This window comes from Streptomyces sp. NPDC101181 (genome assembly GCF_044767975.1).
GTDB lineage: Bacteria > Actinomycetota > Actinomycetes > Streptomycetales > Streptomycetaceae > Streptomyces.
In genome coordinates this window covers 132,359-151,848 of the sequence record NZ_JBIWOX010000015.1, presented here as the reverse complement: position 1 = coordinate 151,848, position 19,490 = coordinate 132,359, and the positions used below count along the sequence as shown (strand labels likewise).

General features: G+C 73.4%; 15 protein-coding genes and 1 pseudogene. 11 read left to right on the top strand and 5 right to left on the bottom strand.

What is annotated here, in order from left to right; translation table 11 throughout:
• Positions 1 to 2: 2 nt before the first annotated feature.
• Both ACIRRU_RS22140 and ACIRRU_RS22135 read left to right on the top strand, forming a co-directional pair.
• Positions 3 to 629: a hypothetical protein gene (locus ACIRRU_RS22140; protein WP_403683155.1), complete on the top strand. Its 627-nt coding sequence runs from the start codon at positions 3 to 5 to the stop codon at positions 627 to 629.
• Between the two features lie 72 nt (positions 630 to 701).
• Positions 702 to 2,516, top strand: coding sequence for a sugar-binding domain-containing protein (locus ACIRRU_RS22135; RefSeq protein WP_403683154.1), 1,815 nt, complete (start codon positions 702 to 704; stop codon positions 2,514 to 2,516).
• An 86-nt stretch (positions 2,517 to 2,602) separates the two neighbouring features.
• On the opposite strand, the gene ACIRRU_RS22130 is transcribed toward ACIRRU_RS22135, so the two are convergent.
• Together ACIRRU_RS22130 and ACIRRU_RS22125 are read right to left on the bottom strand one after the other, a co-directional pair.
• Entirely contained in the window at positions 2,603 to 3,340 is a 738-nt protein-coding gene (locus ACIRRU_RS22130; RefSeq protein ID WP_403683153.1) for a DUF3159 domain-containing protein, read from the bottom strand.
• 390 nt (positions 3,341 to 3,730) lie between these two features.
• Positions 3,731 to 4,432 (bottom strand): aspartate/glutamate racemase family protein, encoded by a 702-nt coding sequence (locus ACIRRU_RS22125; RefSeq protein ID WP_403683151.1) that lies wholly within the window; start codon positions 4,430 to 4,432, stop codon positions 3,731 to 3,733.
• Positions 4,433 to 4,638: 206 nt separating this feature from the next.
• Between ACIRRU_RS22125 and ACIRRU_RS22120 the strand changes: the two genes are divergently transcribed.
• Both ACIRRU_RS22120 and ACIRRU_RS22115 read left to right on the top strand, forming a co-directional pair.
• Complete coding sequence (locus ACIRRU_RS22120) at positions 4,639 to 7,770, top strand: discoidin domain-containing protein (RefSeq protein WP_403683149.1); 3,132 nt, start codon at positions 4,639 to 4,641, stop codon at positions 7,768 to 7,770.
• Between the two features lie 187 nt (positions 7,771 to 7,957).
• Positions 7,958 to 8,725 (top strand): isocitrate lyase/phosphoenolpyruvate mutase family protein, encoded by a 768-nt coding sequence (locus tag ACIRRU_RS22115; RefSeq protein WP_403683147.1) that lies wholly within the window; start codon positions 7,958 to 7,960, stop codon positions 8,723 to 8,725.
• A gap of 99 nt (positions 8,726 to 8,824) precedes the next feature.
• Here ACIRRU_RS22115 and ACIRRU_RS22110 read toward each other — a convergent pair whose 3' ends face one another.
• Entirely contained in the window at positions 8,825 to 10,456 is a 1,632-nt protein-coding gene (locus tag ACIRRU_RS22110; protein WP_403683145.1) for an SDR family oxidoreductase, read from the bottom strand.
• Between the two features lie 308 nt (positions 10,457 to 10,764).
• Here ACIRRU_RS22110 and ACIRRU_RS22105 point away from each other — a divergent pair, with 308 nt between their 5' ends.
• From ACIRRU_RS22105 to ACIRRU_RS22085, 5 genes are all read left to right on the top strand, one after another.
• Entirely contained in the window at positions 10,765 to 12,138 is a 1,374-nt protein-coding gene (locus ACIRRU_RS22105) for an NAD-dependent succinate-semialdehyde dehydrogenase (RefSeq protein ID WP_403683144.1), read from the top strand.
• A 220-nt stretch (positions 12,139 to 12,358) separates the two neighbouring features.
• On the top strand, positions 12,359 to 12,799 hold the full coding sequence (locus ACIRRU_RS22100) for a VOC family protein (protein WP_403683143.1): 441 nt from the start codon (positions 12,359 to 12,361) through the stop codon (positions 12,797 to 12,799).
• Between the two features lie 151 nt (positions 12,800 to 12,950).
• A complete protein-coding gene (locus tag ACIRRU_RS22095; protein WP_403683141.1) occupies positions 12,951 to 13,325 on the top strand; it encodes an STAS domain-containing protein in 375 nt (124 codons plus the stop codon).
• A gap of 231 nt (positions 13,326 to 13,556) precedes the next feature.
• On the top strand, positions 13,557 to 14,507 hold the full coding sequence (locus ACIRRU_RS22090; RefSeq protein ID WP_403683139.1) for an NmrA family NAD(P)-binding protein: 951 nt from the start codon (positions 13,557 to 13,559) through the stop codon (positions 14,505 to 14,507).
• A complete protein-coding gene (locus ACIRRU_RS22085) occupies positions 14,508 to 15,293 on the top strand; it encodes a 3-oxoacyl-ACP reductase family protein (protein ID WP_403683137.1) in 786 nt (261 codons plus the stop codon). It abuts the gene before it with no gap.
• Between the two features lie 202 nt (positions 15,294 to 15,495).
• On the opposite strand, the gene ACIRRU_RS22080 is transcribed toward ACIRRU_RS22085, so the two are convergent.
• Both ACIRRU_RS22080 and ACIRRU_RS22075 read right to left on the bottom strand, forming a co-directional pair.
• Positions 15,496 to 15,921: an ATP-binding protein gene (locus tag ACIRRU_RS22080; RefSeq protein ID WP_403683135.1), complete on the bottom strand. Its 426-nt coding sequence runs from the start codon at positions 15,919 to 15,921 to the stop codon at positions 15,496 to 15,498.
• Between the two features lie 170 nt (positions 15,922 to 16,091).
• Positions 16,092 to 16,979 (bottom strand): annotated as a pseudogene (locus tag ACIRRU_RS22075) (EamA family transporter); the annotation flags it as partial.
• Positions 16,980 to 17,047: 68 nt separating this feature from the next.
• Between ACIRRU_RS22075 and ACIRRU_RS22070 the strand changes: the two are divergent.
• A complete protein-coding gene (locus ACIRRU_RS22070) occupies positions 17,048 to 17,944 on the top strand; it encodes a LysR family transcriptional regulator (protein WP_403683134.1) in 897 nt (298 codons plus the stop codon).
• Positions 17,945 to 18,066: 122 nt separating this feature from the next.
• Positions 18,067 to 19,440 carry a mycothione reductase gene (locus tag ACIRRU_RS22065; protein WP_403683131.1) on the top strand — a complete coding sequence of 458 codons (1,374 nt, stop codon included), beginning with the start codon at positions 18,067 to 18,069 and terminating at the stop codon, positions 19,438 to 19,440.
• Positions 19,441 to 19,490: the final 50 nt, after the last annotated feature.

Here is a 19,490-nt window from a genome sequence, read left to right as displayed (position 1 = left end):
CCATGGACCACGCGTCCGCCCGCCTCACCCCGCTGCCCCCGGCCGACCGCCGGGAACCCGGCGAGCTCTTCGGCAACGGCTTCACCCTCTTCGCGGACATGCTGCTCGTCGGCCTGGTGACGGCGCTCTCCTGCCTGCCCGTCGTGACCGCCCCGGCCGCCTTCGCCGCCGCGTCCGCGACGCTGCGGGACGGCGCGAGCGGGACGGCCCCGGTGACGGCGGCCGGGTATCTGCGCCGCCTGCGCGCCCGGCTCACCGGGGGTTCGCTGGCAGCCGGACTGCTCCCGCCGCTGCTGGTGGTGGTCGTGCTGCTCGACGCCGCGCTGGTCCGCGGGGCCCTGCCGGGCGCCGCGCTGGTGGCGCCCGCGCTGGCGCTGACCGTGCTCGCCGCCGCGGTCGTGGCGCTGCGGGCCACCGCCCTGGACGCGCCGCACCAGCTGTCCGGCCGCGTGAGCCTGGCCCGCTCGCTCGGCGACCCGCGCGGCAGCGCGCTGCTCGCCGCCGCCGTGGTGCTGGCCGCGCTGCTGGCCTGGGCGGTGCCACTGCTGGTGCCCCTGCTGCCGGGGCCGCTGGCCCTCGCCGCGACCGCGGTGGAGATCCGCTCCGCCGGGGTCACGAAGCCCGCCTGACGGCCGCCCCCTTCTTCTCCGTACCCCTTTCTTCTTCGTACCCCTTCGTCCCCCACCACCGGAGTCCTTCGCATGTCCCTGACCCACCTGGACCTCGCGGGCCACCCGCGGCCGCAGCTCGTCCGCGACCCGGACTGGCGCGACCTCGGCGGCCCGTGGCGGTTCGCGTACGACGACGCCGACCGCGGGCGCGCCGAGCGCTGGATGGACCCGCACACCACCGCCCCGTACACCGGGAGCATCACCGTGCCCTATCCGCCGGAGTCGAAGGCCTCGGGCATCGGCGACAGTTCGCACCACCCGGTCCTGTGGTACCGGCGTACCGTCCAGGTGTCCGCTCCCCCGGCCGGGCGACGGCTGCTCGTCCACTTCGGGGCGGTCGACCACCGGGCCGAGGTGTGGCTGAACGGCCGCCCGGTCGGTCACCACGAGGGCGGGCACACGCCTTTCACCTGCGATCTCACCGACGCCGTCGAACCGGGCGGGGAGCAGGTCCTCGTGGTGCGTGCCGAGGACCAGCCGCTGGACGTCACCCAGCCGCGCGGCAAGCAGGACTGGCGGGACGCGCCGCACGTCATCTGGTACCACCGCACGTCCGGGATCTGGCAGCCGGTGTGGCTGGAAGAGGTACCGGACCTGCATGTGGCGACCCTGCACTGGACGCCGGACGTGGCGCACGCCCGGGTGCGCTGCGCCCTCACGCTGAGCCGCTGGCCCGCACGCGCGGTGCGCGTGGACGTGGCGCTGACGCTGGGCGACCGGGTGCTGGCGGAGCAGCGGGTCCTGGCGGACGAGCGGGAGACGGTGTTCGAGATCGCGGTGCCCGCGCTGCGCCACGCCCAGGATCTGGACGCGGTGCTGTGGAGCCCGGACCATCCGCACCTGGTGGACGCGACGGTCACGCTCCGCGAGGCGGGGACCGCCGAGGCAGACGACGACACGGTCGTCGACCGGGTGACGTCCTACCTCGGCCTGCGGGACATCGGCTGGGAGGAGGGCGGCTTCCAGCTCAACCACAAGCCGTGCTTCCTGCGCCTCGCGCTCCAGCAGGGCTACTGGCCCGACTCCCATCTCGCCGCCTCCGCCGACGACTTGCGGCGGGACGCCGAACTGGCCAAGGAGGCGGGTCTCAACGGGCTGCGAGTGCACCAGAAGCTGGAGGATCCCCGCTTCCTCTACTGGGCCGACCGGCTGGGTCTGATGCTGTGGGCCGAGATGCCGTCCGCGTACGCCTTCGGGACGACCACCATGGAGCGGGTGGTGAGCGAATGGACCGAGGCGGTCTCCCGCGACCTCAGTCACCCCTCGATCGTCGCCTGGGTGCCGGTCAACGAGTCGTGGGGAACGCCCAACCCGGCGCTCGTACCGGCGCAACGCCACTTCATGGACGCGCTGTACCACCTCACGAAGGCGCTCGACCCGTCGCGTCCGACCGTGTCGAACGACGGCTGGGAGATCTCCGCCGCCGACATCTGGGGGGTGCACGACTACACCCAGCAGGCCTCCGTCCTGCGCGAGCGCTACGGTCACGCCTCGCTGCGGAGCGGGGAGTTCACCGACCCCTGGCCGGGCGCGAAGCGGCTCCTGCTGCCCGGGGTGCGGCACCAGGGTCAGCCCGTGGTGCTCAGCGAGTTCGGCGGGACGACGTTCGAACCCGCCGACGGGGAGGAGTGGTTCGGCTACGACACCGTGGCGGGCCCCGAGGACTACGCGGAGCGGCTGGAATCACTGGTGACCGCTGCCGTCGAGTCGGGTCTCGCGGGCTTCTGCTTCACCCAGCTCACCGACACCGAGCAGGAGACCAACGGCCTGTTCACCGCGGACCGGCGGCCGAAGATACCGCTGCCCGCTCTGCGGACGATCCTCGCCCGGCCCCGGCGGGGCTAGCGGGCACCGTCCGGGGACCGGCCAGGATCATGCAGGACCGGGCCGGGCCGCGCACGCGGGGCCCGGTCCGGTCCGGTCGAGGGCCCTTACCGCTTCTCGGCGTTCAGGCGGCGGTGCGAGGCGCGGGCGGCCCAGGCGACGGCCAGCAGCCCGACGCCCAGCAACGGGTAGCCCATGATGATCTTCGCGGTACCCAGCGTGCCGACCTCGTCCGCCACGTAGAGGTACTGCTGGACGGCGAACCGGGCCGCGAAGATGACGGTGAGCACGAGCGTGGCGATGGAGAAGTCCCGCCGCGAGCGCCGGTCATGCTGCCAGGCCGTGCCCTTGCCCGTCATGGAGTTCCACAGGATGCCCGCCAGCGGGCGGCGCGCCAGGACGGAGATCCCGAAGACCAGGGCGGCGGCCAGGTTGGACCAGATGCCGATGAGGAAGTAGTCCTTGGCCGACCCGGTCCACCAGGAGATCCCGGCGGCTATGGCCACGCCGAAGACGCCGCCGACGGCGGGCATGATCGATTCCTTGCGGAACAGCCGCTCGGCCGCGATCACCACGGAGAGGGCGAGGGCGGCGATGATCGCCGTCTTGAGCCCGCCGATGTTGTTGCCGATGACGAAGGCGAGGACGGGCAGGGCGGAGTAGATCAACCCGCGGGCGCCGCCGGCCTGTTCCAGAGCGGTGGGCCGCTGCCGGGCGTCCGGCTCGGGGTGCTGCCGTACGCCGGTCCCGGCGCCGTCGTGGGGACCGGCCACGGGCCCCCGTCCTTCGGGGTCCGGGACCGGCCGTCCGTCGTCCAGCTGTTGCTGCGTCTGGTGGATCGCCACGGTGGCCTTCTTCCGATGGGGGAAACGTGTCACATCCCGCCGCCGCGGCCCCGGAGCGGTCGGGGAACCGCTGCTCCGGGGCCAGTTGGCGTCGGGCGCTCTGGGACACCGACTGTCCCGAAAGCCGGGCGTCATGCCCAAAGGTCCGGACCGGACCGCGACCCCTCCCACCGACCGCCCGATCGGGCACCACCGCGCTCCGGGACACCCTCGGACACGGCCCGCACAGCGCCCGTTTCCCGGCCATGCGGCCCCCTGGCGGGCCCGGCCCGCCCAGAGAGCCGTACGCGACGGCGCTCGCGCCCGGGGCCGCGGGCGTTCGGCGGGCGGACCCGTCCCGACCGGCGGGACCCTCTCAGCGGGGCTCCCGGCCCGGTCAGCGGGGCGCTTCTAGGCGGCGGGCCCGGACAGCGCCGCCTCGACCGCCGCCAGCGCGTGCAGCCGGGCGGTGGGGAAGACCGGCACCGGGCTGTCCTCGGGGCCGATGAGCAGTTCGATCTCCGTGCAGCCGAGGATCACGCCTTCCGCCCCGCCCGCCACCAGGTCCCGGATGATCTCCCGGTAGGCGTCGCGGGACGCGGCGCGCACCTCGCCCCGGCACAGCTCGCCGTAGATCACCTCGTGCACCACGGCCCGCCCCGCCGCGTCCGGAACGCGCACGTCGAGCCCCCGGTCCGCCAGGCGGCCGCGGTAGAAGTCCTGCTCCATGGTGAACGCCGTGCCCAGCAGCCCCACCCGCTCCAGCCCGGCCGCGCGGACCGCGTCGGCGGTGGCGTCGGCCAGGTGCAGCAGCGGGACGGAGACCGCGGCCGCGACCGTGTCGAAGACCCTGTGCATCGTGTTCGTACAGATCAGCACCAGGTCCGCCCCCGCGCTCTCCACCGAACGGGCGGCGGCGGCCAGCACCGCACCGGCCTCCTCCCAGCGGCCCTCCGTCTGGAGCCGCTCGATCTCGGCGAAGTCGACCGAGTAGAGCACGCACCGCGCGGAGTGCAGCCCGCCCAGCCGGTCGCGGGTGTGCTCGTTGATCAGCCGGTAGTACTCGGCGGTCGACTCCCAGCTCATGCCGCCGACGAGTCCGATGGTCCTCACTGCGCCGTCCCTTCGTCGATCAATCGTGCGTTTTCCCTTGACGGAACATACCGGGGCGACGAAAGGTGGCCCTCAACTCTTTGACAACGTTGTCCATCGCGTTCGGAACCGTTACGACTGCCTCGCGTATCGCCGTCATGCCCGTATCCCCGTGTGCGCGAGGACGTCCGACGGCCGCCGCGAACATCCGCCAGAGGAGAACCACCGTGGGCCCGACCTCTCTTTCCCTCGGCCGCCGCCGAGTGCTCCAGATCCTCGGCGCGTCCGGGGCCGCTGCCGCCCTGCCGCTGGGCACGGGGGCGGCCTCGGCGGCCGCGGCCCCGCACGCCGGGCCGGGCGGGGGCGGCGCGGCGGACGGTGTCGCCGCCACGTACCACCGGGTGCTGCTGCGGCACACCCGCTGGTCCGAGACGCAGTGGGACGAGGCCCGGGGCATCTACACCGACAAGTTCTTCGGCTTCGCGGTGGTGCTCGGCCACGCCGTGCTGCTGACCCGCGACGGCTACGACGCCGGGCTGGCGGGTGTGGACCGGGAGACGCTCAAGCGGCGGACCCTGGCGACGCTGCGGCACTTCGCCGCCTCCAACCGGCTGACCGGCGGCACCCAGTGGGGCCGCACCCTGTTCTTCGACACCACGTTCCAGTCCTACTTCGTGCTGGCCGCCCGGCTGCTCTGGGACGAGCTGGACGCCCGGACGCGTTCCCTGGTGGACACCATCGTCCGGGAGCAGGCGGCGTACACCCACGCGCTGGGCACCGGCGACGACCCGGCCTCCGGGTCGTGGACGCCGAACGGCCTGACGGGCGGGCATGTCGGCGACACCAAGCTGGAGGAGATGGGGATCTACGCCCAGGCGCTGGCCCCCGCGCTGGCGTGGGCCCCGGACGACCGCCGCCGTGCGGAGTGGGCCGCCGACTACGGGGCCTGGTCGCGCAACGAGGCCGGGCTGCCGGAGGCCGATCTCGCCAACCCGGCCCGGATGGACGGCGTTCCGGTGTCCCGGAACACCGCCCGGAACGTCTACGACACGTTCATCGTGGAGAACCACGGCTCCTTCGGCCCGCACTACCAGGCGGAGTTGTGGCGGACCTCGGGACGCAACGCGGCGCACTTCCTGGCCGCCGGGGAGCCGCTGCCCGAGGTGCTGACCCGGCAGCCGAACGCCGGGCCGCTGTGGCGGACCCTGCTGGGCGTCATGTCGGACGCGGGTGAGCCGCTGATGCCGATGGTGAACGACCGCGAGCACCTCTACGGCCGGGACGTGATCCCCCTGGCGTTCCTGTCCCGGGTGATGGGCGACCGGGCGGCGGCCCGCGCCGAGGAGGAACTGGCGGCGCGGCTGGAGGCCTATCAGGCCTATCCGCCGGAGCACCGGCTGGCGAAGTTCTCCGGTGAGCCGAAGTACGAGCCGGAGGCCCGCGCCGAACTGGCCATCAGTTACCTCCTGCACGTGTGGCCGGGGGCCGGGCGCGCGGTGACGCCGCTGTCGCGCCAGGAGTTGTTCGCGTACGCCTCCGGGGTGAGCGACTTCGGCGAGGGCCCCGGCCTGGTCTCGCACCAGTCCCCCGCCGCCTGGGCGGGCGCGGTGTCCAAGCCGAAGTTCGTGAAGTTCGCCTGGCAGCCGGGCCACGACGACTGGCTGTTCCGGATCAGCGGCAGCACGCCGATGTTCCTGCCCTCGGCCGCCGTGGAGGTCACGGGCCGCTCGGTGCGCACGCACACCCGGCTGCGCGACGGATTCGACGGGAGCGCGACGCTGCTGCGGCTGAAGGACGGCTTCGCGGGGTTCACCACGCTCCCCACCGGCGCGGTCGTCCACGCCGCGGCGGGTCCGGACACGGCGGGCGGGCGGCTGGAGGTGCACAACCTGACCATGCCCGGGGTGGCGGGCCTGGACGGGAGCCGTACCTACCGCTTCGCCGAGGGCTCGGCGACCGTCGCCTCCCGGGACTCCTCCGGCGGCTCGACGGGCCGGGTCGACGACCTGTCCTTCGACCGCAGGACGGTGCGGCACCTGCGGGTCCAGGGCGTGACGCCCGATCCGGCGTACGGCTACTCGCTGTTCGCCGTGGAGGCCCGGGACGGGGCGGACGGCCCCGACCTCGCGCGCGGCGGCCGCGCCACCGCCTCCTCGTACACGCCGGGCAGGGGGCCGGAGCTGGCCGTGGACGGGGACGACACGACCCGCTGGGCGGTCTCCACCGCCGACCGGCCGCGCCCCGACAGCTGGCTGGCGGTGGACCTCGGGGAGCCCCGCGCCCTGGACCGGGTCACCCTGCGCTGGGAGAGCGCGGCGGGCCGGAGCTACCTGGTGCAGGGTTCGGACGACGGCGAGCGGTGGACGGACCTGGCCGTCGGCCCGGTCCCGGCGCTGCGCAGTAAGGGCGGCTGGCTCGACGTGGACGGCCGGGCGGGCCTGGTCGTCCGCGGCGGGCGGGGCGCGCTGGCGGTGTACGGGGACACGATCGTGCTGGCGGAGGGCGGGACGGGTCCGCTGCTGGTGGAGGGCCACTGCGGGGTGTCCGCGGCCGGGCTGCGCGACCTAGCCCGCCGCCCGGCGCCCACCGCCGGGGACGAGCGGGTGCGGGCGGCGGTGACGGACGGGCACCTGAGCCTGTTCAACCTCTCGGACCGCGCGGTACGCACCCCGGTCTCCCTGGAGCAGGAGGGCCGCCGGCGCGAGGTCTACGAGGGCGAGCAGCTGGTGACCCGCAGCGGGCTGCGGTACGAGGCGCGGCTGGAGGCGGCATCGGCGCTGCTGCTGCCGCCCCGGTTCACCCTGGTCCCGCTGTCGGGACGGTCGCTGCCGAACGGGCTGCGCGCCGAGGTCGTGGACGCCGCGACGGTACGGCTGTCCGGGCCGCTCTGCCGGGTCCGGGTCGAGGCCGGGGACCGCAGCGCGGTGGCGGTGGTGCGGCCGGGCCGGGCCACGGAGGTCACCGTGAGCGGCGTCCGGCCGTATCCGACGACGGACCACGCCCTGGGCCGCACGGTCTTCCCGAACGCGCCGCTGCCCGCGGGCATGTCGGAGCCCTCGGCGGTGGTGGACGGGGAGTCGGGCACGGTGTGGCGGCCGGGGCGCGACGGACGCCTGGTCGTGGACCTCGGGGCACGGCGGGAGGTGCGCCGGGTGGAGGCCGAGTGGTCGGCCGGGCGGGTCCCGGCACTGTCCGTCGAGTTCAGCGACGACGGTGTCCGCTACCGCCGGGCGGGGTCGCTGACCGGCCACGGCCGGGTGCGGAGCCTGCGGGCCGCGGGCTCCCCGCGCTATGTGGCGCTGCGGGTCGCCGGGACGCCCGAGGGGCGCGCCGGAGTCGTACGGCTGTCGGTCCTCTGACCGGACCGGACTGGCACGGACGGCACGGCGCGGCGGAAGCGGTCCGGCCCCCCGGCTTTCCGGGCCTGCCTCTGCCTCTGCCCGACCACGAGCCGGTGCGGGCCGGACAGGGCCCGCTCGCGGGGCCTGTGTGACCGGACCGGCACCATCAGCACCTTGATCGTGCCGGTCCGGTAGCGTCCTCGGCATGGACTCTCGTACCACTGTCGAGCGCGCTCGACGACTCAAGCAACTGCACGCCGACCACCAGCCCCTCGTCCTGCCGACCGTCTGGGACGTCTGGTCCGCCCGGGTGGCGGCCGACGCCGGTTTCCCCGCTCTGACGATCGGCAGCCATCCGCTCGCCGACTCCCGGGGCGCCGCCGACAACGAGGGACAGACCTTCGAGGAGGTGCTCGCCGCCATCCGGCCGATCATCGCGGCCGTCGACATCCCCGTCTCCGTCGACCTGGAGGCCGGGTACGGGCACAAGCCCGCCGACCTGATCGCCGGGCTGACCGAGGTCGGCGGGGTCGGTCTCAACATCGAGGACACCGTCCACTCGGACGGCGGACGCGTGCGCTCCACCCAGGAGCACGCCGACTTCATCGCCGGTCTGCGCACGGCGGCCGACGACGCGGGCATCCCGGTCTGGGTCAACGGGCGCACCGACCTCTTCCTGCACGCCGAGGACGCCCGCGGTGTGCTGGACGAGGCGGTCGAGCGGCTGCGGGCCATGGAGCAGGCCGGGGCCGACAGCGTCTACCCGGTGCGTATCCAGGACGACGACGAACTGCTCACCGCGGTGGTCGCCGCCGTCGGCATCCCGGTGAACACCACGGCTCACCCCGTCAAGCACGACCTGGCACGCTTCCGCCGGCTCGGCATCGGGCGGATCACCTACGGCCCGCTGCTCCAGATGGCGCTGACGGACACCATGAAGGACATGCTCGGCCCGTGGTCGGCCTCCCGCTAGGGTCTGCCGTCCGCTCCCGTGGGGGCCGTCCCGCTGCGCCACCGCGCCGGGACGGCCCCCACGGGCCGTTCACCCCGGGCCCCGTCCACCGCGAACGCGTCAGCGTGCCGCTTCCGGGCCCGCCGGGGCGCTCTCCGCGGCGTCGTCGTGGCGTCCGGCCACCGGCCGTGTCCCCTGACGTCGTTCCAGGCGCTCCGCCGCGTGGGTGATGTTGCGGGCCATGCCGCCGAAGACGATGGCGTGGAAGGGCGACACGCTCCACCAGTAGGCGTGGCCCGCGAGGCCGCGCGGGGCGAACAGGGCCCGCTGGAGCAGGACGGTACGGCCCTGCTTGTCCCGGGCCACACGCAGTTCCAGCCAGGCCAGTCCCGGCAGCAGCATCTCGGCCCGCAGGCGCAGCAGGCTGCCCCGGTCGATGGCCTCGACGCGCCAGAAGTCCACGGCGTCCCCGAGCCGCAGCCGGTTGGCGTCCCGGCGGCCCCGGCGCAGTCCGACGCCGCCGACCAGCCGGTCCAGCCAGCCGCGCACCGCCCAGCCGAGCCCGAAGGAGTACCAGCCGTTGTCGCCGCCGATGCCCTCGATGATCTGCCAGAGCTCTTCGGGGCGCGCGGTGGTGCGGCGGGCGCGGCGGTCGGTGTAGAGGCTGCCGCCCGCCCAGTCGGGGTCGGTGGGCAGCGGGTCGCTGGGCGCGCCGGGCAGGGCGGCGGAGGACCAGCGGGTGGTGACCTGGGCCTCCTTGATCTGGTGCAGCGCCAGGTGCAGCGCCTCGTCGAAGGAGAGCGGGGACGTGGCGGTGTCGGGCACGTACTGGGCGATGTCGCGCTCCGCGCAGACCACCTCGTGGCGCAGGGACTCCGCCAGGGGCCGGGCGATGGAGCGCGGGACGGGTGTGATGAGGCCGATCCAGTGGCTGGAGAGCCCCGGCGTCAGCATCGGCACCGAGAGGATGAGCCGGTGGGGAAGTTCGGCCACCCGGGCGTAGCGCTGCATCATCTCGCGGTAGTCCATCACCTCCGGCCCGCCGACGTCGAAGGCGCGGGAGACCGAGGCGGGCATGGTCGCGCTGCCCACCAGGTAGCGCAGGACGTCGGCGACGCCGATGGGCTGGATGCGGGTGCGCACCCAGCGCGGCGTCACCATCACCGGCAGCCGCTCGGTGAGGTAGCGCAGCATCTCGAAGGAGGCGGAGCCCGAGCCGATGACGACGGCGGCCCGCAGCACCGTGGTGGGCACGCCGGAGTCCAGCAGGATGCGGCCCACCTCGGCGCGCGAGCGCAGATGCGGGGAGAGGTCGCTCTCGGGCACGTCCCGGGGGGTGAGCCCGCCGAGGTAGACCAGCCGGTCCAGGCGGCTTCGCCTGGCGGCGTCCGCGAAGTTCCGGGCGGCCCGGCGGTCGGTCTCCTCGAAGTCGTCGCCGCTGCCGAGAGCGTGCACGAGGTAGTAGGCGATGTCCACGCCGTCCATGGCGCGGCGTACGGCCTCCTCGTCCAGGACGTCTCCCCGCACCACCTCCACCTGCTCGGCCCAGGGGAAGTCGCGGAGTTTGTCCGGGGTGCGGGCCAGACAGCGCACACGGTGGCCCGCGGCGAGCAGTTCCGGTACGAGCCGGCCGCCGATGTAGCCGGTCGCGCCGGTGACCAGGCAGAGCCTGCCGTCCGGATCGCGTTCGGCGGGTCCGGTCCGGGCGGAGCCGTCGTCGTCGGCCGGGGAAGCTGCGTCGCTGCTGCTCATGGGTCGCCTTCGGGTGGGGGGCAGAGGTGCGGGCGGAGCGCCGCCCGGGGGCGGCGGGGTGAGGATCTTCGTCTGGTACCCAGCCTGAGGCGTAGGAGACATCGCCACAAACGCCACCACTCCCCCGAAGGGGAAACGCGCGCCTGCCGAGGGGCGGACGAGCCGGATCACGGATAGACCAGCGGAAAGGGGTCGCAGCGATGAGGTGTTCCCATCTGCCGGATGGGTACCCGAATGTCCGCCCGGACGTGCGGCGGCCCATCCCCGCCGCACGGACCCCCTCCGGGCGCTCCGCACGAAAGGAACCCATGAGCACCTACCGAGTCGTCAACCCCGCCACCGGCGAGACGGAGAAGGAGTACCCCACCGCCACCGACGGGGAACTGCGCGACGCCCTCGCCCTGGCCGATGACGCACAGCGCGGCTGGGCGGCCCAGGCGCCCGCGGACCGGGCCGCGGTCCTGCGCCGGGTCGCGGACCTCTACGAGGAGCGCAAGGACCAGCTCGCCGCCATCATCACCCGCGAGATGGGCAAGCCCGTCAAGCAGGCCCTCGGAGAGCTCGCCACGGTCGTGTCGATCTACCGCTACTACGCCGACCGGGGGGAGGGCTTCCTGGAGACGGAGGAGCTGGACGTCGCGTCCGGCGGGCGGGCCGTCATCCGCAAGGAGGCCGTCGGCACCCTGCTGGGGATCATGCCGTGGAACTTCCCGTATTACCAGGTGGCCCGGTTCGCCGCGCCGAATCTGATGCTGGGCAACGCCGTCCTGCTCAAGCACGCCCCGCAGTGCCCGGAGTCGGCGCTGGCGATGGAGCGGCTGTTCCTGGACGCGGGCCTGCCCCGGGGCGCCTACGTCAACATCTTCGCCACCAACGACCAGATCGAGACGCTGATCGGTGACGACCGTATCCACGGGGTGTCCCTGACGGGTTCGGAGCGGGCGGGAGCGGCCGTCGCGGAGATCGCGGGCCGCAACCTGAAGAAGGTGGTGCTGGAGCTGGGCGGCTCCGACCCCTATCTGATCCTCGGCGCGTCGAACATGGAGAAGGTGGTGAAGAACGCGCTGACGGGCCGGATGGCCAACGCGGGCCAGGCCTGCAACGCGGCCAAGCGCATCATCGCCCTGGACGAGCACTACGACGGCTTCTCGGCCGCCTTCACCGACGCGGTCCGGTCCATCACCGTCGGCGACCCCACCGACCCCAGCACCTTCATGGGGCCCCTTTCGTCGGAGCAGGCGGTCGAGACCCTGGACGAGCAGGTCCAGGACGCGATCTCCAAGGGGGCCACGGTGCTGGCCGGCGGCCGGCGCATCGACCGCCCCGGCGCCTGGTACGAGCCCACCGTGCTGGCGGGCATCACGCCCGACATGCGGGCCTACAAGGAGGAGCTGTTCGGTCCGGTGGCGCTGCTGTTCAAGGTCGGCTCCGAGGACGAGGCCGTCGACTTCGCCAACAACACGCCCTACGGTCTCAGCGCCTCGATCCAGACGGATGACGACGCCCAGGCCGAGCGGGTGGCGCACCGGTTGCAGACGGGCATGGTGTTCGTCGGCGCGCCCTCCGGCACCGCGGCGGAGCTGCCGTTCGGCGGGGTCAAGCGGTCCGGCTTCGGCCGGGAGCTGGGGCGGTTCGGCATGGAGGAGTTCGCCAACCACAAGCTGGTCCGGCTGGTGCGCTGACCTCCGCCGCGGCGCTCCCCCCCTGCCGGCCACGGTGTTCCGTCCCCCTCGGGCTCGACGGAACGCCGTGGCCTTCCGTCGGACCCGGCCCGGTCAGTCGGTCGGTCGGCGAAAGAAATCGCGGTCGGACCGTCCGGGGATGTCGAATCCGCCGCATCGGTTCCGTCCCCGGGGTACAGGCGGCCATCCGCGGCCGCCGAGCGAGAAGGAGAGAACCGTCATGGCTGTTCAGCGGATGGACAACGTCGGCATCGTCGTGGAGGACCTGGACGCCGCTGTCGCGTTCTTCGTGGAACTCGGCCTGGAGCTGGAGGGCAGGGCGGAGATCCAGGGGCCGGTGGCGGACGGGTGCACCGGCCTCGAAGGCGTCCACTGCGACATCGCGATGGTCCGGACCCCGGACGGTCACAGCCGCCTGGAGCTGGCCCGCTACCGCACACCCAGGGCGACCGCCGAGGAGCCGCGAGACCGGCCGCACAACATCCTCGGCACGCACCGGGTGATGTTCGCCGTCGACGACCTGCGGGACACCGTCGAACGGCTGCGCCCGCACGGAGCCGAGCTCCTCGGCGAGATCGCCCGGTACGGGGACAGCTATCTGCTCTGCTATGTACGCGGCCCGGAGGGCATCATCGTCGGCCTGGCCGAGCAGCTGGGCTGAGGGTCGTACGCGGCGCCGAGGACCGGTCGGCGGGGTCGCCCGCCGACCGGGAGCCGTCGGTTTCCGGGGGCGATAAGCCCGTTCTGTGATGGAACTTGCTCGTTTCTAACCGACTTGCAGAACGCTTGTTTGACTCTGTAATTATTGCCGTGTGGCAACTATTGGAGACTTCCCCGCAAGCGCCTCGATCACGGTGGAGCTCCGTCGGACGCCGACCGTGTGCCTGGTCCGCGTCGTCGGAGACATCGACATCGACGGTGTCGAACCGATGCGGGCGGCGCTTTCCGAGGCCGCCCGGACCGGCACGCCTGTCGTCCTGGACTGTACGGAGACCACCTTCGCCGACTCCTCCTTCCTCAACACGGCCCTGCACGCGCTGCGGTCCGTCCCCGTCCACCTCGCGGGCGCGACCGGCATGCTGGCCTCCCTCCTGAAGGTCACCGGCACGGACGAGGTGTTCCGGCTCCACCCCGATGTCGCGACCGCGCTGCGGGAGTGCGCCCGCCAGGAGGAGGGGGCCTCCTAGACCCTGGGGCGCAGAGAGGGCCGCTCTCATTACGCCGGACGCCGGGCCGGGCAAGGAGACCCGGCTTTACCTGAAGCGCCGAACCTGGGCCTCATCGGCTCCGGTCGACCGCAGCCTTCACGGCCTCACCGAGTGGCCGAATCTCGCGGGTGAAGGTTGATGGATCAACATAATCCTGATTCAGTTGATACCTCAACTAGATTGTTCTCCATCGGGACAGAGGTAGCTGGCATGAGCGACAAGAAGGTCATCGCGGTCACCGGAGCGACGGGCGCGCAGGGCGGTGGCGCCGCACGGGCGATCCTCGCCGATCCGGACTCGGGCTTCACGGTGCGTGCGCTGACGCGCGACCCCGGCTCCCCCGCGGCCCGGGAGCTCGCCGAGCTCGGGGCGGAAGTCGTTCAGGCGGACTTCCACGACGAGCCGACCGTGCACCAGGCGTTCGCGGGCGCTCACGGCGCCTTCCTGGTGACCAACTTCTGGGCGCACGGCTCGGCGGCCAAGGAGACCGAGGAGGTGAACGTCCTGGTCCGGGCCGCCAAGGCGGCGAAGCTGCGGCATGTGGTCTGGTCGACGCTGGAGGACACGCGGGAGCTGCTGCCGCTGGAGGACGGCCGGATGCCCGTCCTCCAGGACAAGTACAACGTGCCGCACTTCGACGCCAAGGGCGAGGCCAATGAGCTCTTCACCCGGGCCGGAGTACCGACGACCTTCCTGAACACCACCTTCTTCTTCCAGGGGTTCCTTCAGGCCATGGCCCCTCAGCGCGCCGAGGACGGCGTACTGACCCTGACGCTGCCGCTGGAGGACGGCAAGCTCCTCGCCGGGGTGGACGTGGCGGACATCGGCCGCGTCGCGCTCGCCATCCTCAAGGGCAGTGACGCGTTCATCGGCGGCACCGTCAGCCTCGCCGGCGACCATCTGACCGGTGCGCAGTACGCGGAGAAGCTGGGAGCCGCGCTGGGCGAGCCGGTGCGCTTCGCCTCGGTCCCCTACGACGTCTTCCGCTCCCTGGACATCCCGGCGGCCGAGGAGATCGCCAACATGTTCCAGTACTACGGCGACTTCGACCAGGAGTTCACCGGCGCCCGCGACCTGGAACGGCTGCGCGAGATCAATCCGGCGCTGAAGGACTTCGACTCCTGGCTGGCCGGGAACTCCTCGAAGATCGAGGTGAAGTGAGTGAGCGTGACATCTGAAGCGTCCCGGGAAAGCCCGGCGGGGTCGGGCGGACCGCTCACCGGAAAGGTCGCCCTGGTGACGGGCGCGAGCCGTGGCATCGGTGCGGCCATCGCGCGCCGCCTCGCCCGGGAGGGCGCGGCAGTCGCCATCACGTACCACTCCTCACCCGGCCGTGCCGACGAGGTCGTCGCAGCGATCACGTCGGAAGGCGGCAGGGCGGTGGCGCTGGGGGCCGATTCGGGAGACGCCGAAGCGGTCCGCGCGACGGTCACCGACACCGTGGAGGTCTTCGGCCGCCTGGACATCCTGGTGAACAACGCCGGAGGCGCCCACCTCGCACCGATCGGGGAGATGACCGTCGACGACTTCGACCGGGAAGTCGCGGTGAACGTGCGCTCGGCGTGGGTGGCCACCCAGGAGGCCCTGCGGCACATGGGCGACGGAGGCAGGATCATCTCGGTCGGCAGCGTCTTCGCCGAGCGGATGCCGATCCCGAACGGCACGACGTACTCCCTCACCAAGGCGGCCATCAGCGGGTTCACCCGAGCCCTGGCCCGGGAGCTGGGGCCGAGGGCGATCACGGTCAACGCCATCCAGCCGGGCCCGATCGCGACGGACGGCAATCCGAACGAAGGGGACCACGCCGATCTGATGATCGCGCTGACCCCGGCCGGTCGGTTCGGGTCCCCCGACGAGGTGACCGGCCTGATCGTCTACCTCGCCGGGTCGGAGTCGGGCTACGTGACGGGCGCGACGATCAACATCGACGGCGGCTACACCGTCTGACGCCAGGACGGAGCCCTGGCCGAGGTCGCTGTCGTGAGTTCCGGCGCCCGACGCCGCGGTGTCCTCGCGCGGGACACGGTCGCAGGCCGTGTCCCGCGTGGCCGGTCGGGTGGTGGACCGCTCCGCGGGAGGTGGGGGCCGCCGGGGCCGCTGCTGGGCGTCGCCCACCAGGGGGCGGCATCTGCCCGCGGGCCCGCGCCGGTCAGAGGGCGAAGGTCACCGTGATCCGTTTGCCCGCCCCCGGCAGCACGGTGACCGCGCAGGTGTCGGCCAGCCGGCGCACGATGTCCCAGCCGCGCCCGCCCGGCTCGAACCGGTCGGTGTCGGCGGGGGTCCGGGGCGGACGCGAGTCGGCGTCCTCGACCTGGAGGCGCAGGCGGGAGGCGTCGGGGCTCAGATCGGCCCGGAATCCGGTGAGTCCGCCCCCGTGGCGGATGGCGTTGCTGATGAGCTCGGTGACAGCGAGGTGCGCGTCCCCCCGGGCCAGGGAGGTGTCCTTCGTACAGCGCTGGAGGAGGGAGGTGATGAGGTCCCGCGCCGCCGCGCACGTGGCCACCTTGCGTTCCGTACCGGCGGACACGTCGGACTCGTTCAGCTCGCCCCCGACAGCGGTCGTCTTCTCGGTCACGGCTCTCTCCCTGGTCCCTGCGGTGCGTGAGCGAACTCTGTCCCACGGTCATCACGCACGGGGGGACGCTCGCCGCCTACCCGTCCACGGCGGGGCCAATCGTGCCGTCGTGGGCGAGCGGACGCCGTCCCTCCCGCGGGCCGGGGACCGTCACCGGCCGGGCCGGCACCGGACAGGGCCGCCACGTTGGCCACGACGATCACCGCGACGGCGGCCCAGGAAAGGAGGTCCAGCCGCTGTCCGAGCACGAACAGCCCGGCCAGGGCGGCGAAGACCGGATTGACGCTCATGAAGACGCCGAAGAAGTGCGCGGGCACGCGGCGCAGCGCGAGGAGATCGGCGAGCATCGGCACCGCCGAGCAGAGCACCCCCGCGGCCAGGGCGCAGCCGAGTGCCATGGCGGTGGGCGGATGGTGCCACAGGATCCCCACGCCGACGGGGAGGTAGAGGGCGGCGGAGAGCAACGCCGCGGCGGCGGAGCCCTCAAGCCCGGGAACGCGGCTTCCCACCGTCCGGTTCAGCAGGATGTACCCGGCCCAGCAGACGGCCGCCAGCAGGGCGAGGGCGATGCCGGGGTAGTCGGTCGAGGGCGTGGGCCGGGTGAGGACGCCGACCGCGCAGGCCGCCGCCACCGCCGCGGCCAGGTCGGCGCGGCGGCGTGACCCGGCCAGGGCCACCGCCAGCGGGCCGAGGAACTCCAGCGTGACGGCCAGTCCCAGCCCGATCCGGTCGATCGCCGTGTACAGGGACAGGTTCATCGCCGCGAACACCGCGGCGAGCCCCAGGACGGGCCGCCACTGCGCGGCGGTGAGGCGTCGCAGCCGGGGTCGTGCCACGGCGACGAGGACGGCGGCGGCGACCCACTGGCGTACCGCGACGACGCCGGCGGGACCGAGCACCGGGAAGGCGAGGGCGGCGACCGAGGCCCCGGCCTGGTTGGACAGTCCCCCGCCCAGCATCAGCGCCACCCCGGCCCCGCGTCCCGCGTTCCGGGGCCCGGAAGCCGGGCCGGGCGTGGCGGCGTGCGCGTCCGCCGAGGGAGAGGAATCGAGCGTCATCCCCACACCATGGGAGCGGTGCCCACCCGCGCAAAATGCGTGCGGGCACCGGCCTATACGCTGACCGTATGGATGGGGCGGGCGGCGTGGCGGCGGGTGTCGAGCTGAAGCACGTGCGGTGCCTGGTCGCGATCGTGGACACGGGGAGCTTCACCGACGCCGCCCACCAGCTCGGTGTCTCCCAGGCGGCCGTCTCCCGCACCCTCGCCGGTCTGGAACAGCTCCTGGGCGTACGGCTGCTGCACCGCACCAGCCGCAGCGTCGCGCCCACCGCCGCGGGGGTGCGGGCGCTGGCGCGGGCCCGCGTGCTGCTCGCCGGGGCCGAGGACTTCGTCCGCGAAGCGACCACCGGTCACACCCGGCTGCACATCGGCCATGCCTGGTCCGCCTTCGGGCGGCACACCACCGAGTTCCAACGCCGCTGGCAGCAGCGGCACCCCGGGACCGAGCTGCGCCTGATCCGGCAGAACACCCCGACCGGCGGTCTGGCCGAGGGCCTGTGCGACCTCGCCGTCGTCCGCACCCCCATCGACCTGGGGCCGTGGTCGTACGCGCGCGTCGGGGAGGAGGCCCGCTACGTGGCGATGGCGTCCGACGACCCGTGGGCCCGGCGCCGCAGTGTGCGTCTGGACGAGATCCCGGGGCGCACCCTGGCGCTCGACCGTCGCACGGGCACCACCGCGCTGGGCCTGTGGCCCGGTGAGGACGGCCCGCGGGCCGAGTTCACCCAGGACATCGACGACTGGCTCGCCGTCATCGCCACCGGTCGCTGTGTCGGCCTGACCCCGCAGGGCACCGCCGCCCAGTACCGCCGCGACGGCGTCGTCTACCGTCCCCTCCGCGGCGCAGCGCCCGTCCCCGTACACCTCATCTGGCGCGCCCAGAGCGGCCACCCGGCCACGCGAGCCGCCGTCTCCCTGGCCACCGCGCTCTACCGCGGGGCCCGCGCGCCGCGGTCCCGCTGAGGGGCGGCGGGCCGGTGGGAATCCGGCCGCGGACCGGGTCCGAGAGGCGCGTCCCACCACCCGACCGACGGAACCAGCACGTCGGCAGGGATGGAATCGGCTTGCGCGGTTACGTTTCCGGCATGCGCCGACACGATCTGATCATTCTGGGAGCGGGCACCGGCAACGCCCTCGTCGACGACCGCTTCGACCATCTCGACATCGCCCTGGTATCCGACGGCCCCTTCGGGGGGACCTGCCTCAACGCCGGATGCATCCCGAGCAAGATGCTCGCCGCCACCGCCGAGGTCGCCGACACCGTCCGGGACGCCGCCCACCTCGACGTCGCCGCGGAGCTGCGGGGCGTGGACTGGCGGGCGGTCCAGGAGCGGGTCTTCGGCCGCCTGGACAAGGCCGCGCGCGAGGGCGAGGAGGGCCGCCGGAAGACCGGCAACATCACGGTGTACCGGGGGGCCGCCCGCTTCACCGGCCCCCGCGCGCTGACCGTGCGGACCGAGGACGGGGCCGAGGAGATCACCGCCGACCGGGTCGTCATCGCCGCGGGCGGCCGTCCCGTGGTGCCCCCGGTGGTCGAGGACTCCCGGCTGCCCTACGAGACCTCCGACACCGTCATGCGCCTGGAGCGGGTCCCCGAGCGGCTGGCGGTGCTCGGCGGCGGGTACATCGCGGCGGAGCTGGCGCACGTCTTCCACTCCCTCGGCAGCCGGGTCACCGTCATCGAGCAGGGCGACCGGCTGCTGGGGAAGCAGCAGGACGAGGCGGTCTCGAAGACGTTCACCGACGCCATGCGCTCCCGCTGGGACCTGCGGCTGGGCCGCGAACTGACCGGCGTCTCGGGTGAGCCGGGCAGCCTCCGGCTGACCCTGGACGACGGGGCCGAGCTGACGGCGGACACCCTGCTGGTCGCGGTGGGGCGGCGGCCCAACAGCGACCGCCTGGATGTGGGGGCGGCCGGGGTCCGGACCGAGGAGGACGGCCGGATCACCGTGGACGAGCACCTGTGCACCAGCGCCGAGGGCGTCTGGGCCCTCGGCGACATCTCCACGCGGGTGCCGCTCAAGCACGTCGCCAACCGCGAGGCGGAGATCGTCGCCCACAACCTCCTCCACCCCGGTGACGAACGCGCCATGCGCTACGACGCGGTGCCCTCCGCGGTCTTCACCCGGCCGCAGATCGCCCAGGTCGGCCTCACCGAGCAGGAGGCCCGCGAGCAGGGGCTGGACTACACGGTGGCCGTCCACGACTACGCCGACGTCGCCTACGGGTGGGCGCTGGAGGAGACCGAGGGCTTCTGCAAGGTGCTCGCCGACCGGAGCACCGGACGACTGCTCGGCGGACATGTCATCGGGCCGCAGGCCGCCACGCTGGTGCAGCCCCTCGTCATCGCCCTCACCACCGGCATGAGCGCGCGGGAGCTCGCGGAACAGCCCCTGTGGATCCACCCCGCGCTCACCGAGGTCGTCGAGAACGCCCTGCGCGACCTGGGCAAGGGCTGACCGGGCGTGGACCGGCCGCGCGGGGGCAGGGCACCGGGGAGACCGCGTAC

Excerpts from the sequence above, each read along its gene's own strand:
- ACIRRU_RS22090 (WP_403683139.1), top strand. The coding sequence starts at position 13,557 with ATGAGCGACAAGAAGGTCATCGCGGTCACCGGAGCGACGGGCGCGCAG.
- ACIRRU_RS22135 (WP_403683154.1), top strand. The coding sequence starts at position 702 with ATGTCCCTGACCCACCTGGACCTCGCGGGCCACCCGCGGCCGCAGCTC.
- ACIRRU_RS22105 (WP_403683144.1), top strand. The coding sequence starts at position 10,765 with ATGAGCACCTACCGAGTCGTCAACCCCGCCACCGGCGAGACGGAGAAG.
- ACIRRU_RS22140 (WP_403683155.1), top strand. The coding sequence starts at position 3 with ATGGACCACGCGTCCGCCCGCCTCACCCCGCTGCCCCCGGCCGACCGC.
- ACIRRU_RS22100 (WP_403683143.1), top strand. The coding sequence starts at position 12,359 with ATGGCTGTTCAGCGGATGGACAACGTCGGCATCGTCGTGGAGGACCTG.
- ACIRRU_RS22115 (WP_403683147.1), top strand. The coding sequence starts at position 7,958 with ATGGACTCTCGTACCACTGTCGAGCGCGCTCGACGACTCAAGCAACTG.
- ACIRRU_RS22070 (WP_403683134.1), top strand. The coding sequence starts at position 17,048 with ATGGATGGGGCGGGCGGCGTGGCGGCGGGTGTCGAGCTGAAGCACGTG.
- ACIRRU_RS22110 (WP_403683145.1), bottom strand. The coding sequence starts at position 10,456 with ATGAGCAGCAGCGACGCAGCTTCCCCGGCCGACGACGACGGCTCCGCC.
- ACIRRU_RS22065 (WP_403683131.1), top strand. The coding sequence starts at position 18,067 with ATGCGCCGACACGATCTGATCATTCTGGGAGCGGGCACCGGCAACGCC.